A 17,490-nucleotide genomic window follows, 5' to 3' on the forward strand; every position below is an offset into this window, starting at 1 on the left:
CCCGCGAGCAATGGAGACCATGGATACCTTGATCGCGCTCCTCGCGGACGTCCGGAAAAAGAACATCAAGCTCTGGGTGGACGGCGCGGACCTGCGCGTCTCCGCACCGCCCGGCGCCCTCACGCCGGAGCTCATCGGTGTCCTCAAGGCGAAGAAGCCGGAGCTCATCGAGCTCCTGCGCGCGTCCGCGGCGTCGCCCTCGGCTGGCGGGCCGGTCCCCGTGCCTCGCGGCGGGCCGCTGCCGGCCACGTTCGGGCAGCAACAACTCTGGGTCCTCGATCAGCTCGGGTATCGCTCCGTGTACTCCGTGCCCCTCGCCGTCGAGCTCGTCGGCAAGCTCGACGAAGGCGTGCTCGGGCGCGCGCTCGACGAGATCGCCCGGCGCCACGAGGGCCTGCGAACCACGTTTGTCCAGGTAGAAGGCGAGCTCCGCCAAGTCATCCGCGACCCGGCGAGTGTCCCCGTGGCGAAGCTCGACCTGCGGGCGCTCGAGCCGGCCGCGCGAAAGGCGGCCCTCGACGACGCGATCGCCGCCGAGCGGGACCGGCCCTTCGATCTGGCCGAGGGGCCGCTGCTGCGTGCCCTCTCGATCAGGACTGGCGAGGACCGCTTCGTCCTGATGCTGACGCTGCACCACATCGCCTCCGATGGCTGGTCCATCGGGGTGCTCACGCGCGAGCTCTCGGCCCTCTACGCCGCGTTCGCCTCCGGAGCGCCGACGCCCTTGCCGGAGCTCTCCGTCCAGATGGCCGACATCGCGGTCTGGCAGAGGGAGCGACTGCGAGGCGAGGCGCTCGAGCGCTCGCTGCGGTTCTGGCGAGAGCGGCTCGAAGGCGCGCCGACGCTGCTCGATCTACCCATCGCGAGGGAGCAGAGCCCCGAGGAGGCGCTTCCCATCGAGCCGCGTGGTGCCCGGCTCGACTTCCGCATCGACGCGGAGACGACGCGGGGCCTTTCTCGGCTCGCCGAGGAGAGGGGCGCGACCCTGTTCATGACGCTGATGGCGGCCTTCCAGGTCTTGCTCGCGCGTGTCAGCGGGCAGGACGACGTGCTCGTCGGCACACCCGCCGCGGGTCGCACGCACCAGGCGCTCGAGCCGATGATCGGCTACTTCGTCAACACGCTCGTGCTGCGCGCCGAGCTCGGCGACGACCCGACGTTCGCGGACTTTCTCTCGCGTGCGAAACCGCACATGGTCGCAGCGTACGAACATCAGGACACGCCCTTCGAGCGCCTGGTCGAAGCGCTCGGGGCCCCGCGGATCCCGCGGCGCAACCCGCTCGTGCAGGTGCTCTTCGCGCTCCAGAATGCCGTCCGGATCGACCTCTCCCTCCCAGGAATCGAGGCCACGCCGATCGAGGTGCCGACGCGGGCGGCGCGCATGGATCTCGAGGTCGACGTCCTGCCGGTCGGCGATCACCTGGAGGGGTATTGGGTCTACGATCGTGACCGCTTCGATCGCGCGGCGATGGAGCGGATGGTGGCGCAGTTCCGGACCTTGCTCGAGGGGATCGCGGCGGACCCAGGCAAGCGGATCGGAGCGCTGCCTCTCCTGCCGCCGGAGGAGCGACATCGGATCCTGGTCGAGTGGAACGACACGGCCGCCGACCTGCCCCAGGAAGGCGCGGTGATCCGGCTCTTCGAGGCGCAGGCGGCGCGGACGCCGGAAGCGATGGCCGTGGTCCACGACGCGCGGACCTTCCGGCAGGGGCTCACCTACCGCGCGCTGAACGACCAGGCGAACGCGCTCGCACGCCACCTCGTGGCCCTGGGCGTCGGGCCCGAGACGCTGGTCGGCCTCTTCACGGATCGGTCGGTCTCGATGGTGGTCGGGATGCTCGCCGTGCACAAGGCCGGTGGCGCGTACGTGCCGCTCGACCCTGCGCTCCCGCCGGACCGCCTGGCGTTCCTCCTCGCGGACACCCGCGCGCCCGTCGTGCTCACCCAGGCGCACCTCGCATCTCGCTTGCCCATGGGTGAGGCGCGTGTCGTCGTTCTGGACGACGCGACTGCCTTCGCGGCCGAGCCCACGCACGACCTCGGGAACGACGTGGCCCCCGGCCATTTGGCGTACGTCATGTACACCTCGGGCTCGACCGGGGAGCCCAAGGGCGTCTTGATCGAGCACCACGCGCTCGTGGCGCACACGACCCAGTACGTCCGTTTTCACGGCCTCACGCCCTCGGATCGGGTGCTCGCGCTCGCCGCGTTTCACTTCGATGCTTCGGTGGAGCAAATCTTCCCGGCGCTCGTCGCGGGCGCCTGCGTGATCCTGCCGGACTGGGAGCTCGAGCCGCGTGCCTTCTCGCAGAAGCTCGCCGAGCTCGAGGTGACGCTCCTCGACACCTCGGGCGCGCATTGGCGAGGGCTGGTGGATGCATGGCTGGAGACGCCGGCGCTCGCCGAACGTCTGCGTCTACGTAGCTTGATCGTCGGCGGCGATGTCATGCCGGTGGAGGTCGTACCGCGGTGGCGACGAACGGCGCTTTCGACGCGGACGCGGCTCTTCAACGTCTACGGCCCGACCGAGGCCACGGTCGCGGCCACCGTGTACGAGGTGCCCCGCGATTTCGATGCTCGGCTGCCGCGCATCCCCATCGGCATGCCGCTCGCGAACCGCACAGCGTACGTGCTCGACCCGAACCTTCAGCCCGTACCGATCGGCGTGCCGGGGGAGCTTTTCCTCGGCGGGATCGGACCTGCCCGCGGCTACCTGAATCAGCCGTCGCTGACCGCGGAGAGGTTTGTCGCCGTCGCGTCGCTGCCGTTCGTCGCGGAGCTCTCTCCGGCGGCACGACGAGGTCGGGTCTACCGGACGGGGGATCGATGCCGGTGGCGACCGGACGGCACGCTCGATTTCCTGGGCCGAACGGACAACCAGGTCAAGATCCGCGGCTATCGTGTCGAGCTCGGCGAGATCGAAGCCGAGCTCCGGCGGCACCCGTCCCTCCGCGACGCCGTGGTCGTCGTCCACGAGACGAAGGGGCATCGTTCCCTCGTGGCCTACGTCGTCCCGGAGGGCATCGCGGAGGACGATCTCGATCGGGAGCTCGGCGGCGCCTTGCGACGAACGTTGCCCGAGCACATGGTGCCTTCTCGATTCCTTGCGCTCGCGGAGATCCCGCGCGTCACGACGAGCGGCAAGGTCGACCGGGCGGCGCTGCCCGACCCGGCGAAGGTCGGCGTCGCGCGTGATCAGACCTTGCCGCGCACCCCGACGGAAGAGCAGGTCGCCGCCATCTTCTGCGAGGTCCTGAAGCTTTCGCACGTGAACATTCACGACAGCTTCTTCGACATCGGCGGACACTCGCTGCTCGCGACCCAGCTCGTCCTGCGCGTCAACCGCGCGTTCTCGCTGCACTTGCCGCTCCAGGCCGTCTTCGAGAACAGCACGGTCGTCGAGCTCTCCGCGTCGATCGATCGCACGAGGCTCGCGCAGGACCTGCTCGCTTCGGGAGGCGTGGGCGCCGAGGGCGCGGGACGAGGGGAAGAGGGCGAGTTGTGAGCGCTGTCGAAGCGCTCCTCGGCGAGCTTCACGGGCTCGGCGTGCGGTTCTGGATCGAGGAGGACCGCCTGCGTTTCCGGGCCCCCGAGGGGGCGCTGACGCCGGCCTTGCGCGAGGCGATGGCCGCGCACAAGGGCGAGATCCGTTCGTTCCTCCTGCGGGGATGGAGCCGCAAGGACCAGAGCCTCCCGCTCGAGCCGGCCTCGCGGCAAGGCCCGCTGCCGCTCACCTTTGGCCAGCAGCGACTCTGGTTCCTCGACCAGATGGGCAGCGGCACGGCCTACAACATGCCGCTCTCCATGCGCTTCGAGGGCCCGCTCGACATCGACGCGCTCTCGCGCAGTTTGTCCGAGATCGTGCGCCGCCACGAGAGCCTGCGCACGACGTTCGTCGCCCGGGGCGGCGAGCCCGCGCAGGTGATACGGCCGCCGCAGGCGATGGCTCCGCCCCTCGTCGACCTGTGCCACCTCTCCGCCGCCGAGCAGGATGCCGAGGTCGCGCGGCGTGTGCAGGCCGAGGGGCAGAGGCTCTTCGACCTCGCGTCCGACATACTGCTCCGCGCCTCTTTGCTCCGGCTCGCCGAGGGGCCCGAGCCCGTCCACGTCCTGCTCTCGACCATGCACCACATCGCCTCGGACGGCTGGTCCATGGGCGTCTTCTTTCGCGAGCTCGAGATCCTCTATCGGTCGTTTGTCGAGGGACGGGCGTCGCCGCTCCCGGACCTCCACCTCCAGGTCGCCGACGTCGCGGTCTGGCAGCGCCGCGTGCTCACGCCCGCGGTCCTCGCGCCGCACATCGCGTACTGGAAGAACATGCTCGACGGCGCGCCGGCCGTCCTCGAGCTGCCCGCCGATCGCCCCCGGCAGGCGGCGAGCGCATCGCCATGCGGGCTCTTCCGCTTTCGGATCGAGCCGGAGCTGACCTCCGCCCTGCGCGCGCTCGGGCAGGACGCGGGCGCGACGCTTTTCATGACGCTGCTCGCCGCCTTCCAGGTGCTCCTTGCACGGTGCTCTGGCCTGGACGACGTCGTCGTCGGCACGCCCATCGCCGGCCGCAATCGGCAGGAGCTCGAGCCGCTCATCGGACTCTTCGTGAACAGCCTCCCCATGCGGGCGGACATCTCCGACGATCCGACCTTCCTCGATCACCTCGGCCGCGTGAAACAAATCACGCAAGATGCCTACGCGCACCAGGATCTGCCCTTCGACAAACTCGTCGAGGCGCTCTCGTCCGAGAGGAGCGCGAGCCATCATCCCGTGTATCAGGTCGCGTTCGCCCTGCACAACACGCCGCGGGGCGCGTTCTCGCTGCCGGGTCTCCGGACGACGCCGCTTCACGTGCAATCGCAGCAGGCGCGCCTCGATCTGGAGATTCACCTGGACGAACGGGACGGCGGGCTCGACGGGCTCCTGTTCTACGACACCGGCCTCTTCGACGCGGCCACCGTCGAGCCGATGATCGACCGATTTCGCGTGCTGCTCGAGGGGATCGTGGCCGATCCGCGGAGGCGGGTGGGGGACCTTCCGCTCCTCGGCGAGGCCGAGCGGCGCCGCGTGCTCGTGGAGGGCAACGAGACGGCGGCGGCGTACCCGGACGCGCTCTCGGCGCACGAGCTCATCGAGGCGCAGGCGCGGCGCACGCCCGACGCGATCGCCGTGCTCTTCGACGGTGGGGACGCGCCGCAGACGCTCACGTACCGCGCCCTCGTCGAGCGCGCGCACGCGCTCGCGCATCACCTGCGAGCGCGCGGGATCAGGAGGGGACAGATCGTGGGGATCTGCCTCGATCCGTCCCTCGATCGGGTGGTGGGCCTCCTCGGCATCCTCGCGGCGGGCGGCGCGTACCTACCGCTCGATCCGGCGTACCCGCGCGAGCGACTGGGCTTCATGCTCGAGGACGCGCGGCCCGAGGTTGTCGTGACACACACCTCGCTCGTCGAGAAGATACCGGCGAGCGGCATACGGTTCGTCTGTCTGGATCGAGACGCGTCCGCGCTCGAGGCGGCGCCACGCGGTCGTCCCGAGAGCGGTGTTCGTCCGGACGATCTCGCGTACGTCATCTACACGTCGGGCACGACGGGCAAGCCGAAGGGCGTGCTCCTTTCGCACCGGGGGCTCGTCAACGTCGCCGAGGCCCAGCGTCGCATCTTCGAGCTCGGGGCGGGCGACCGGGTGCCTCAGCTCGCGCCGCTCGGCTTCGACGCCGCCACGTTCGAGATCTGGCTCGCGCTCGCGTCGGGCGCGACCCTCTGCCTCGGCCCGCGGGAGGACGTTTTACCTGGCGAACCCTTGGGGCGATTCCTGTCGCGTCATCGCATCTCGATGGCGACGCTCACACCCTCGGCGCTCGCGGCCCTGCCCGTCGCAGATTTGCCGGCACTCCGCACGATCGCGGTCGCGGGCGAGGCGTGCACGCCCGCGCTCGTCGAGGCGTGGGCCCGCGGGCGTCGCTTCTTCAACCTGTACGGCCCCACCGAAGCGACGATCTGGTCCACCGCGAATCCTTGTGCCGAGCCCGCCGACGCGACGCGCATCGGGCGCCCGATCCCGAACACGCAGGTCTACGTGCTCGACCGCCGACAGAAGCTCGTACCCTTCGGCACGCCGGGCGAGCTCTACATCGGCGGCGTGGGCGTCGCGCGCGGCTACCTGCATCGGCCCGAGCTCACGAACGAGCGCTTCGTCCCGAACCCCTTCGGCGAAGGGAAGCTCTACCGGACCGGGGACCTCGTTCGACGCCGCGCCGAGGGCCACCTCGAGTTTCTGGGGCGCGTCGACGATCAGGTGAAGATCCGCGGCCATCGCATCGAGCTCGGCGAGATCGAGGCGGCCGTCGGATCGCACCCCGCAGTGCGGGAGGCCGTGGTCGTCGCGCGAGAGGACCGGCCCGGCGACAAGCGCCTCGTCGCGTACGTGGTCCCCGCGTCGAGCGACGTCGAGGCGCAAGCGAGCCACGTCGAGCAATGGCGAAGCCTGTACGAGGAGACGTACGGACAAACCGCCGATGTGGTGGATCCGACCTTCGACATCCGCGGCTGGAGCGACAGCTACACCGGCGCGCCGATCCCCGCCGAGGCAATGCACGAGTGGGTCGAGGCGACCGTCGCCGACGTGCGCGCGCTCGCGCCCCGTCGCGTGCTCGAGATCGGCTGCGGCTCGGGGCTCTTGCTGTTCCGGCTCGCGCCGACGTGCGCGTGCTACCTCGGGACGGACCTCTCTGGCGAGGCCGTGGCTCGGCTCGAGCGCGTGCGGCGGACCATGAAGGGGCTCGAAGGCGTCACGGTCGAGCAGCGCGCGGCCGACGACTTCCAGGGCATCCCGGAAGGCGCGTTCGATGTCGTGCTCATCAACTCGGTCGTGCAGTACTTCCCGAGCGTCGAGTACCTGATCCGCGTGCTCGAGGGCGCGACGCGGGCGGTGAGGCCGGGCGGCGCGATCTACCTCGGCGACGTGCGCAATCACGCGCTCTTTTCGGCGTATCACGCATCCGTGCAGCGTCATCGCGCGCCGGACGACCTCGATCGCGCCGGGCTCGCGGCGCTCGTCGAGCAGCGCATGCTCGACGAGGAAGAGCTCTTGATCGACCCTGCGTTTTTCCTGGCGCTCTCGGCGCGCCTGCCGCAGATCGGCGCGGCGGAGGTTCGCGTCAAGCGCGGGCGTCATTCCAACGAGCTGACCCGCTTCCGTTATCAGGTCGTCCTGCGCATCGGCAGCGGCGCGGCCCCTCCTTTCGCGCCTGCCGAACATGACGTTCGCTGGGCGGGTTTCTCCGTTGCGTCGCTCCACCGGCACCTCGCCGAGGCGCTTCCGGCCTCCATCGTCGTTCGCGATGTCCCCGACGCGCGCGTCGAGGACGACGTGCGGACAGTCGCGTGGCTCGTCGGCGCGCACGAGGATCGCGTCTCCCACCTGCGACAAACGCTCTCCCAGGCGCGCGACGGCGTCGATCCCGAGGCCTTGTGGTCGCTCGCGGACGAACTCGGTTATACCGCGCAGATCGGCCCTTCCGCGTCGGGCACGCCGGGCGCAATGGACGTGGTGTTCTGGCAGCGCGATGCGGACAAACCCACGTCGGATCCGGCTCTCTCCACGAGGGCTGCGGCGCGGCCGTGGCATACGTACACGAATAACCCTCTGCGCGGGAAGATTCACCGGCGCCTCTGGCCCCGGCTCGCCGAGCACCTCCGCGCCACGTTGCCCGAGGTCATGATCCCCGCGGCATGGGTGACGCTCGACGCGCTGCCGCTCACGCCGAACGGCAAGGTGAACCGCAGGGCCCTGCCGCCACCCGTTTCGTTATCGTTTTCGCAGGAAGCCGCCGGGGCGCTCCCACGCACGCCCACGCAGGAGATCCTTGCCGGGATCTGGCGCGAGGTGCTCGGCCTCTCGGCGGTGGGCATTCACGACCGCTTCTTCGATCTCGGCGGCCATTCGCTGCTGCTCACCCAGGTCGCGGCACGGGCGCGCAAAGCATTCGAGCGCGAGTTGCCCCTTTCGATCCTCTTCGAGCACACGACGATCGCGGCCCTTGCCGCGTGGATGGACGCGGGCGCGGCGCCGCCCGGCGCTCCTCTCGTGGCGAGCGAAACGCCCGTCCTCCGCCCCGCGCCGCGTAATGGCGCATTGCCGCTTTCGGCCGCCCAGGAACGACTTTGGTTCTTGAACGAGCTGCAAGGCAGCGACGCCGCCTACAACATGCCCATGGCGTTCCGCGTCTCGGGGCCGCTCGACGTTGCGGCCCTCGAGCGGAGCCTCGCCGAGATCGTGCGGCGCCATGAGAGCCTGCGAACGAACATCGTCACCGTGGCGGATCAGCCCACGCAGATCATCCGTCATGCCGATTTTCGCCTTTCCGTGCTGGACCTTCGCTCGGCCTTCGAGCGAGCGCGCGAAGCGACCGCGCTCCGCCTCACGGCCGAAGAGGCCGCGCGCCCGTTCGACCTGGCGAACGATCCGCTGTTCCGCGCGACGCTCCTCCGTTTGCACGGCGAAACCGAGCATATCTTGCTCGTCGTTGTGCACCACGTCGTCTCGGACGGCGGGTCCATGGGGATCCTCGTCCGCGAGCTCGAGGCGCTCTACGACGCGTTTCGCGCGGGTTTGCCCTCACCGCTCCTCGAACCGTCGATTCAATATGCCGACTTCGCCGTATGGCAGCGGGCGTGTATCTCGTCGGGGCGAATGGCCGAGGAGCTTGCCTACTGGAAGCGAAAGCTCGAAGGCGCGCCCCCTTCGCCGAGCTTGCCGCGAAGCGGTCCGCGGCCCGAGCGGCCGTCGTCGCGCGGAGCCGCCGCGTCGCTCACGCTGCCCGCGTCCCTCCACCGGAGGCTCCGCGCCTTCAGCCAAAAGCAGGACGTGACGCTCTTCGTCACCCTGCTCGCCGCCTTCGAGCTCTTGCTCGCTCGTTTGTCTAGGCAATACGATGTCGTCGTGGGGACGCCGGTTGCCCATCGAAACCGGGTCGAGCTGGAAGGGGTGTTCGGCCTCTTCCTGAACTCGCTCGTGCTCCGCACGGATCTCTCCGGGAGCCCCACGTTCGCCACGCTCGTGCAGCGCGTCCGGCGCACGACGGTCGAGGCGTTCGCGCATCAGGACCTTCCCTTCGAGAAACTCGTCGCTGAGCTCTCGCCGTCGCGCGACCTCCGCCAGAGCCCGTTCTTCCAGGTCCTGTTCAACATGGTGCCGGCGGAGGCGAAGACGCCGAGGCTCACGGGCGTCGAGGTCTCGGGCGTGACCGGGCTCGGAGACGAGCCGGCGAAGTTCGACCTCTCGCTCTACGTCTCCGATGCCCGGGACGAGCTCGAAATGCGGGCGGTGTACAAGGCCGACCTCTTCGCCGCCGATACGATCGCGCACGTGCTCGAACAGTTCCGGCACCTGCTGGCGCAGGTCTGCGACGATCCGACGCGCCCCATCGATGCGTTCTCGCTCGTCACGCCCTCGATGCAGGCCGTGCTCCCGGACATGTCGCTCCCCCTGCCCGAGCGGCCCATCGAGCCCGTCCCGGCGCGGGTTGCACGCATCGCTGCGGAGGCGCCGGATCGGCGCGCCCTTGCGCGAGGAGGCGCGGCGTGGTCCTACCGAGAGCTCGTGGATCAGGCGGCCGGTGTCGTCGGCGCATTGGAGCAGGCCGGAATCGAGCCGGGCCGGGCCGTGGCGGTTTCGGGGCCACGCTCCTTCGGTCTGATCGCCGCCATGCTCGGCGTCCTCGCCGCCGGCGGCGCGCTCCTCCTGCTCGATCCTCGCCTCTCGCCAGGGCGCCGCGAGGGGATGCTCACGCAGGCCGGCGCGCGCCACGCCATCGTCGTTGTACCAGAAGGACAAGCGCCGGCCTGGCAGCCCCCCGAGGGGATCTTCGTCGTGAACCTGGACCCGGACCGGGGTTTGTCCCCGGCATCGCTCGCGGCGCGGCCGACGGCCTTCCCCGCGCTCGCGCCCGACGCGCCGGCGTACATCTTCTTCACGTCCGGCACGACGGGCACCCCCAAGGGTGTCGTCGGCCTCCACAAGGGCCTCGCGCATTTCTTGCAATGGCAAGGACAAACCTTCGGGATCGGCCCGGACGACCGCGCGGCGCAGCTCACGGCCCTCTCGTTCGACGTCGTCCTGCGCGACGTCTTCGTCGCGCTGGTGAGTGGAGGCACGCTCGTCCTGCCTCCGGACGACGATCCCATGGACGGGCGCCGCCTCTTCGAATGGCTCGAGCGGGAGTCGATCACGCTGCTGCATTCGGTACCCTCCCTCGCCCAGGCCTGGCTCGCGGACGCGCCGGAGGGCCGCGCCATCTCCGGGCTTCGGTATGCGTTTTTCGCAGGCGAGCCGCTCACCGACGCGCTCGTCCTCCGCTTTCGCGAGCGCGCCCCGGGCTGCCAGATCATCAACCTCTACGGCCCCACCGAGACCACGCTGGCCAAATGCGCCCACGTCGTGCCTCCCGTCCCGCGTCCGGGCGTGCAGCCGGTCGGATTTCCACTGCCGGACACCCAGGCGCTCGTGCTCCGCGGCGACGAGCTCTGCGGCGCCTTCGAGCCCGGGGAGATCGTGATTCGCACGCCCTTCCGCACGCGGGGCTATCTCCACGACCCCGACGAGCAGGCGCGACGATTCCAGCGCAATCCGCGCACGGACGATCCGAACGATTGCCTCTATCGCACCGGCGATATTGGCAGGTATCGCCTCGACGGCTCGCTCGACATCCTCGGCCGGACCGATGATCAGGTGAAGATCCGGGGCGTGCGTGTCGAGCTCCGGGGCATCGAGGCGACGCTTTGCCGGCACCCTGACGTGGCGCAGGCCGTCGTCGTGGCCGAGGGCGAGGGGATCGAGAGGCGGCTCGTCGCGTATGTCGTCCCCCGGGGCGACGAGGCGCGCGGCCGACGAATTCGCCCGGATGGCTCCGCCCTTCGGAAGCATCTCCTCGAGACACTGGCCGATTCCATCGTCCCAAGTGCCTTCGTTTGGCTCGATGAGCTTCCCCTGCTGCCAAACGGCAAGGTCGACCGGAGGGCGCTGCCGCGATCGGGCGCGGAGACAACGAGAGGGCAGGGGGGCGTCGATCCGCGCAAGGCCGAAGAACGAATGCTCGTGCGCCTCTGGGAAGAGGTGCTCGGCAAGGGCCCCATCGGCGTCCGGGACAACTTCTTCGATCTCGGCGGACACTCCCTCCTCGCTGTTCGGCTCCTCTCGAAGCAGAAGGATCTGTTTGGCCAGACAATCCCCGTGTCGGTGTTCTTCCAGCATCCGACCATCGAGGAGATGGCCCGCCTGCTCGGGAGCCCGCCGGAGGTCGACGTCTGGGCGCCGCTCGTCGCGATTCAACCGCGCGGCGAGAGGCGGCCCATCTTCTGCGTCCCCGGGGGCCACGGCAACGTGCATTACCTGTCCCTGCTCTCCCACCATCTCGGCAAGGACCAGCCGTTTTTCGCGCTCCAGTCGGTTGGACTGTCTGGAAAAACCTCACCTCACACGACGATGGATCCGATGGTCGAGCGTTACGTCGACGAGATCCGCGCCATTCAGCCTCGTGGTCCGTACTCTCTTTTGGGTCATTCCTTCGGCGGAAAGGTCGTCTTCGCCATGGCGCAGCACCTTCATGCCATGGGCGAGCGGTCGCGTGTGGTCGTGCTCGACTCGATTCCGCCCGGCGCGCGGCACATGCCGGAGCGCGCGTGGGACGAGGTCGATGTCATCCACGAGATCATCACGGGTTTCGAGGAGCTTGGCGAGGGGAGCGTGGACGTCTCTCACGCCGAGCTCGCAGCGATGACCTCGGACGAGCGGCTCGCATTCTTCCAGCGCCACCTGGAGAGGATCAGCCTGCTCCCGCCGGGCTCGGACATTGCCGAGGCGCGCGGGCAGGTGAACGTCTACCAGGCATCGAAGCGTTTGGTCTACGAGCCGAACCATCCGGCGCCGATCCCGCTCCTCTATCTCGCCGCCGAGGAGAGCGGCGCCGAGATCGCCGAGCGCAAAGTGGCGGGGTTCTCGAAGCTCGTCCCGGTGACGGCGAGGGTCGTCCCCGGAGGTCACGTGACGATGCTGCGGGAGCCTCACGTGCGAACACTGGCCAGCGTGCTTTCGGAGTACTTCACGGACGCCGGGTAGGTCGAATTCCTCGGTTGGAGCTCATCATGTACGTGCTGGGAATCAATGCGGCATATCACGAATCGGCGGCTTGCCTGCTCCAGGATGGCAAGGTCGTCGCGGCGATCGAGGAAGAACGCCTCTCGCGCCGGAAGCACGGCAAGACCGCCGAACCTTCGAATGGCCACGAGCTGCCGCGGTTCGCGATCCAGCATTGCCTCGACGCGGCGGGCATCACGCTCCGGGACGTCTCGTGGGTCGGCTACTCGCTCGATCCTCGCGCGCGCCTTGCGAACAAGGACATCGCGGATCGGGTCCTCCCGGGCGGATGGGGGAGCACGGAGGGCGAGCAGCTCTTCTTCGACCTCCTGCAGCGGGTGCCCGCGGAGCTCCGCGCCATGGGAATGACCGGGGAACTCAAATGGGTGGGCCACCACCTCGCGCACGCTGCGTCGGCGTTTTATCCCTCCGGGTTTGGCGAGGCGGCCATTCTCTGCGTGGACGGGATCGGCGAGCTCGGATCGACGCTCTTCGCATACGGCAGCGGGACCCGCATGGAGGCGCTCGACGAGATCGGATACCCCTCCTCCCTTGGCTTCCTTTGGGAAAAACTCTCCAAGTTCCTGGGGTTCTCCGAGTACGACGCGTGCAAGGTCATGGGCCTCGCGTCCTACGGCGATCCCGCGCGCTACCTGCCGCACTTCGAGCGCCTCCTCTCGCTCGCGCCAGAGGGGCGCTTCGCGCTCGACGGGGACACGCTCTGCTTCCGGGTCGAGGAGTATCAGCTGCTCGAGGCGATGTTCCAGATCCACGCGCGCAAGAAGGGCGAGCCCGTCCTCGCCGCGCACGAGCACATCGCCGCGGCGCTCCAGGAGATCACGAACCGCGCGATCACGCACATGATGCTCCACCTCGCGAGGCGCACGAGATCAAAAAACCTTTGCATGGCCGGGGGCGTCGCGCTCAACTGCGTCGCGAATCGCATCGCCTTCGAGGCGAGCCCTTTCGAAAGGCTCTACGTCCAGCCGGCCGCGCACGACGCGGGCACGGCGCTCGGCGCGGCGCTCTACATCTGGCACGGCATGCTTTCCCACCCCGAGCGATCTCCCCTTCGCCACGCCTACACGGGGCCGAGCTTCGACGACGACGCCATCGAGCGCGCCCTCGCGAGCTCCGGGCTCGTCTACGAGCGCGTTGCCGACATCGAGCGGAAGGTCGCCGAGCTCATCGCCGGCGGCGACATCGTCGGCTGGTTCCAGGGCGCCATGGAGTACGGCCCGCGCGCCCTCGGCAATCGCAGCCTGCTCGCGGATCCGCGCTCCCCCACGATGAAGGAGGTGCTGAACGACCGCGTGAAGCACCGCGAGCCGTTCCGCCCCTTCGCGCCGAGCGTGCTCGTCGAGGAGGCCGGGCGATGGTTCTGCATCGGGAAAAGCGCTGACGCCTCCGATTTCATGCTGATCGCCTATCCTGCCCGACCCGAGCAGCGGGAGCGCATCCCCGCCGTCGTGCACGTCGACGGCACGAGCCGCGTGCAGACCGTCCGCCGCGAGACGAATCCTCGGTATCACAAGCTCATCTCCGCCTTCCAGGCCATCACGGGCGTGCCCATGCTGCTCAACACGTCGTTCAACGACAGCGAGCCGATTGTCTGCACGCCCGAGCATGCGATCGAGACGTTCAAGGGGACGCGCATCGACGCGCTCGCCATCGGCGACTTTCTGGTCGACGCGCGAAAGCAACCATCGAATCGGCCGAGCGGGCCGAACGGCAGGGCACATTGAGAACCAGGGTCACGGGCATCGGGGGGAGCCCCGCGGGCACGAACGTCATCGGCTTCATCTTCCGGGAAGCCGCCGATGAACGCCCGAAGCTGCTCATCGCCGCGACGGGCGCCGGCATCTCGAACACGCTGGTGGTTACGCTCGTCGGTTTCGTCGCGCAATCACCGGACGACGTGGGCATCGAGATCTTCTTGCTCTTTGCCCTGGCCGTCGTCGTGTACGTATTCGGCGCTCGCTACGTCTTCCACCGGATGACGGATATCGTCGAGGAGATCCTGTTCCGGCTGAAGAGCCGCATCGTCGAGAAGATCGAGCGCGCCGAGCTCGCCGGCCTCGAGCGCCTCGGCACGGCCGAGATCTACGATCGCATCACGGAGAACGCCACGCTCATCTCGAACGCCGCGGGCGTCGTCACGAACGTGATGCAGCAGATCCTGATCTTCGTGTTCGCGGTGCTCTACGTCGCGTGGCTCTCGCTGCCGGCGTTCGTGCTCGTCGCGTTCCTCGTCGCGGTGGGCCTCACGCTCTATTTCACGCGCTCGGAAGGGATGACCCCGCTCCTCCGCGAGCTCGCGCGGACGCGTATCGCATTCCTCGACAGCCTCACCGATCTCTTGCGGGGCTTCAAGGAGACCAAGCTGGGACGCGCGCGCAGCGTCGAGATTCGCGCCGACATCGACGCGACATCGGCGTCGCTCCGCGACGTCTCGCGCAAGGCCAATCACCTCTTCGACGAGAATTTCATCCTCGTGGGCTGCACGCAGTTCGCGCTCCTCGGCGCGCTGGTGTTCGTTTTGCCCCGACACGTCACGATCGAGGGGGCCACCCTCTCGAAGCTCGTCACCGCCGCGATGTTCCTCTGGGGCCCGCTCCAGGCTGCGGTCAGCGGTTATCCTGCGTATGTCCGGTCAAACCATGCCGTCAAGGACATCCTCGCGCTCGAGGAGAAACTCGACGCTGCCGCGGACGCCGCGCGCGTCGAGCAAGCCGAGGACCCGTGGAAGGGCAAGCCGGGCGTGATCGCGATGAGGGACGTCGAGTACGCGTACGCCGGGACGAACGGCGACGCATCCTTCCGCATCGGCCCGATCGATCTCTCCATCGAGCCCGGGGAGATCGTCTTCATCGTCGGAGGCAATGGCAGCGGAAAATCCACCCTGCTCAAGGTCCTGACGGGGCTGTATCCGGCGACCGCGGGCGTGCTCCGCGCGGGCGACGAGCGCGTGCGCCCCGAGAACGTGGCCTCGTACCGCGAGACGATCTCCGCGATCTTCTCGGACTTTCATCTGTTCTCGAGGGTGTACGGTCTGCTCGGCGTCGACGAAGCACACGTGCGTCGCCTCCTCGTCGAGATGCAGCTCGAAGGCAAGACGGATTTCCAGAAGGACCGGTTCACCAAGCGCGAGCTGTCCACCGGCCAGAGAAAGCGCCTGGCCATGATCGTCGCGCTCCTCGAGGACCGGCCCATCTGCGTTTTCGACGAGTGGGCCGCCGATCAGGACCCGGAGTTTCGCAAGCACTTCTACGACGAGCTCCTCCCGTCCCTCAAACGGCGCGGCAAGACGGTGATCGCCGTCAGCCACGACGATCGATATTTTCATTGCGCCGATCGCGTCGTTACGATGGACTACGGGAAGATTCGCACCATCGAACACGCGGCCCCGGCGCCCTCCCGCAGCAGCATTCCCTCCTCGAACGAATCGACAAGCGAAGCGAGGTCATGACCATGACAACCGAGAAGCCGCAAGCCAAAGACGACAAGGACGAGCCGAAGGTCGAGACGAAGGAGGAGCCCAAGCCGGCCGCCAAGGAGGCGCCCAAGCCGGCCGCCGAGACGGTCTCGCGTATCGGTCGCGCCGAGGCCATCATCCGGCGTAACGTGCTCTGGTCGCTCGGCGCGGGTGTCGTACCCATTCCGTTCGTCGACACGCTCGCCGTGTCGGGCGTGCAGATCAAGATGCTCGCCGAGCTCTCGGAGCTCTACGAGGTCGGCTTCAAGGAGGACGCCGCCAAAAAGGTCGTCGGCGCGCTGCTCTCGAGCCTCGGCGGCACGGCGCTCGGCGCGGCGATCGGCGCGAGCTTCGCGAAGCTCATTCCTGGCGTGGGGACGGCGCTCGGGATCGTCACCGTGCCGCTCATCGCGGGCGCGTTCACGCACGCGACGGGCAAGGTCTTCATGATGCATTTCGAGTCGGGCGGCACGCTCCTCGATTTCGACCCGCAAGCGATGCGCGCCTACTTCAAGCAAGAGTTCGAGAAGGCGAAAGAGACCGTTGCGAAGGTGCAGGAGGAGGAACGCGCGAAGTCGGGCAAGGCGAGCTGAGCGAAGCATGGAGCTCGAGCCGCTCTTCAAGTATGGTTTGCCCTTCCTCACGGCGTTTGCCGTAGGGCTGCTCGGGAGGACGCGGCGTATCGGGTTCTGGGGCGGCGTCGTCGCCTCGATCCTGCTAACACCGCTCGGAGGTTTTCTCGTGACGCTGATATCCGGCCCGAGGCGCATCAAGGTGAAGAAGACATGATCCAGGAAGCGCGCCCCGAGAGCGACGAGCAGCGTGAACGCAGCGTGCGAATCCGCTTCCTGACATGGCTGCAGAAGGTCCAGTTCTACGCCTACACGACGCTCGTCCTCGTGCTGCTCGCGCTCGGCTTCTTGTGGCCGCGCATTTTCATCAGCGTCCCGGCCGGCAGCCACGCCGTCATGTACCGTTTCTTCAAGGGCGGCACGGTGACGAACCGCGTATGGCCCGAGGGGCTCAACGTCATCCCGCCCTGGGACACCCTGACCATTTACGAGACGCGCCTCCAGGAAAAGACGCTCGAGTTCGACGTCCTCAGCGAGGAGGGGCTCGACCTCGGCGTCAAGGTCTCGATCCGGTATCGCCCCAACAAGGAGATGCTCGGGTTTTTGCACCAGGACATCGGGACGGAGTACTTCAACCGGCTCATCAAGCCCGAGGTCGAGTCGCACGTGCGACGCACCTTTGGCTCGAGGCCCGCGCACGAGATCTACTCGAGTAAGCGCGACGTGCTCCAGGAGCTCGGGCAGATCCCGGTCCTCGGCAGGCTCGAGGAGGACGGCGCGGCCTTGAGCTCCCGCCCTTACGTGGTCATCCAGGAGCTCAAGCTCGTCGATATCGATCTGCCGGTCATCGTCGAGCAGGCGATCGCAGACAAGTACAAGCAGGAGCAGCTCATGCTCGAGTACCGCTACAAGCTCGAGCGCGAGGAGAACGAGGCGGAACGAAAGCGCACGGAAGCGGCGGGCATTCGCGATTACAACCTCATCGTCGCCAAGGTGAACCCCGATCTCTTGCGCTGGCGGAGCATCGACGCCACGCTCGAGCTCGCGAAATCGGAGAACAGCAAGGTCGTCGTTCTCGGCGGAGGCCAGGGCGCGCAGATGCTTCTCAATGTCGACGCGGCGATGGGCGGAGCCCCCGCAGGCGCTGCCGCGGCCGCGCATGACGAGAAGCCCAAAGCCGAGCCGCCCGCGCCCGCCCCGCCTCCCGCAGCGGCGCCGGCGCCGCCGCCCGAGCCCGTCAAACCTTGACGGCTTCGCGGGTGGGAGGCGCTTCGCTGGGGCGTTGCCCCAGGCCCCACCCGGGGCTATCCGCCCCGG

At 68.5% G+C, this 17,490-nt stretch carries 7 protein-coding genes; all 7 read left to right on the forward strand.

What is annotated here, in order from left to right; translation table 11 throughout:
- The first annotated feature begins 19 nt into the window (after positions 1–19).
- The 7 genes from KEG57_RS16945 to KEG57_RS16975 are packed head-to-tail and all read left to right on the forward strand — an operon-like array spanning position 20 to position 17,421.
- Positions 20–3,505 carry a non-ribosomal peptide synthetase gene (locus KEG57_RS16945; protein ID WP_272420605.1) on the forward strand — a complete coding sequence of 1,162 codons (3,486 nt, stop codon included), beginning with the start codon at positions 20–22 and terminating at the stop codon, positions 3,503–3,505.
- Positions 3,502–12,108, forward strand: coding sequence for a non-ribosomal peptide synthetase (locus KEG57_RS16950; protein WP_272458623.1), 8,607 nt, complete (start codon positions 3,502–3,504; stop codon positions 12,106–12,108). Before KEG57_RS16945 ends, KEG57_RS16950 begins: the two co-directional genes overlap by 4 nt.
- A 26-nt stretch (positions 12,109–12,134) precedes the next feature.
- Complete coding sequence (locus KEG57_RS16955; RefSeq protein WP_272420608.1) at positions 12,135–13,871, forward strand: carbamoyltransferase family protein; 1,737 nt, start codon at positions 12,135–12,137, stop codon at positions 13,869–13,871.
- On the forward strand, positions 13,868–15,595 hold the full coding sequence (locus KEG57_RS16960) for a cyclic peptide export ABC transporter (protein WP_272458624.1): 1,728 nt from the start codon (positions 13,868–13,870) through the stop codon (positions 15,593–15,595). The genes KEG57_RS16955 and KEG57_RS16960 overlap by 4 nt, the downstream gene beginning before the upstream one ends.
- A 2-nt stretch (positions 15,596–15,597) precedes the next feature.
- The gene (locus tag KEG57_RS16965; protein ID WP_272458625.1) at positions 15,598–16,194 is read left to right on the forward strand and encodes a YcjF family protein; all 597 of its coding nucleotides are present in this window, start codon (positions 15,598–15,600) and stop codon (positions 16,192–16,194) included.
- 7 nt (positions 16,195–16,201) lie between these two features.
- Entirely contained in the window at positions 16,202–16,390 is a 189-nt protein-coding gene (locus KEG57_RS16970; RefSeq protein ID WP_272458626.1) for a hypothetical protein, read from the forward strand.
- Positions 16,387–17,421, forward strand: a complete 1,035-nt coding sequence (locus tag KEG57_RS16975) for a prohibitin family protein (protein WP_272458627.1) — start codon at positions 16,387–16,389, stop codon at positions 17,419–17,421. The genes KEG57_RS16970 and KEG57_RS16975 overlap by 4 nt, the downstream gene beginning before the upstream one ends.
- The last annotated feature ends 69 nt before the right edge of the window (positions 17,422–17,490 follow it).

The organism is Polyangium jinanense, assembly GCF_028435365.1.

Excerpts from the sequence above, each read along its gene's own strand:
- KEG57_RS16970 (WP_272458626.1), top strand. The coding sequence starts at position 16,202 with ATGGAGCTCGAGCCGCTCTTCAAGTATGGTTTGCCCTTCCTCACGGCG.
- KEG57_RS16945 (WP_272420605.1), top strand. The coding sequence starts at position 20 with ATGGATACCTTGATCGCGCTCCTCGCGGACGTCCGGAAAAAGAACATC.
- KEG57_RS16965 (WP_272458625.1), top strand. The coding sequence starts at position 15,598 with ATGACAACCGAGAAGCCGCAAGCCAAAGACGACAAGGACGAGCCGAAG.
- KEG57_RS16955 (WP_272420608.1), top strand. The coding sequence starts at position 12,135 with ATGTACGTGCTGGGAATCAATGCGGCATATCACGAATCGGCGGCTTGC.
- KEG57_RS16975 (WP_272458627.1), top strand. The coding sequence starts at position 16,387 with ATGATCCAGGAAGCGCGCCCCGAGAGCGACGAGCAGCGTGAACGCAGC.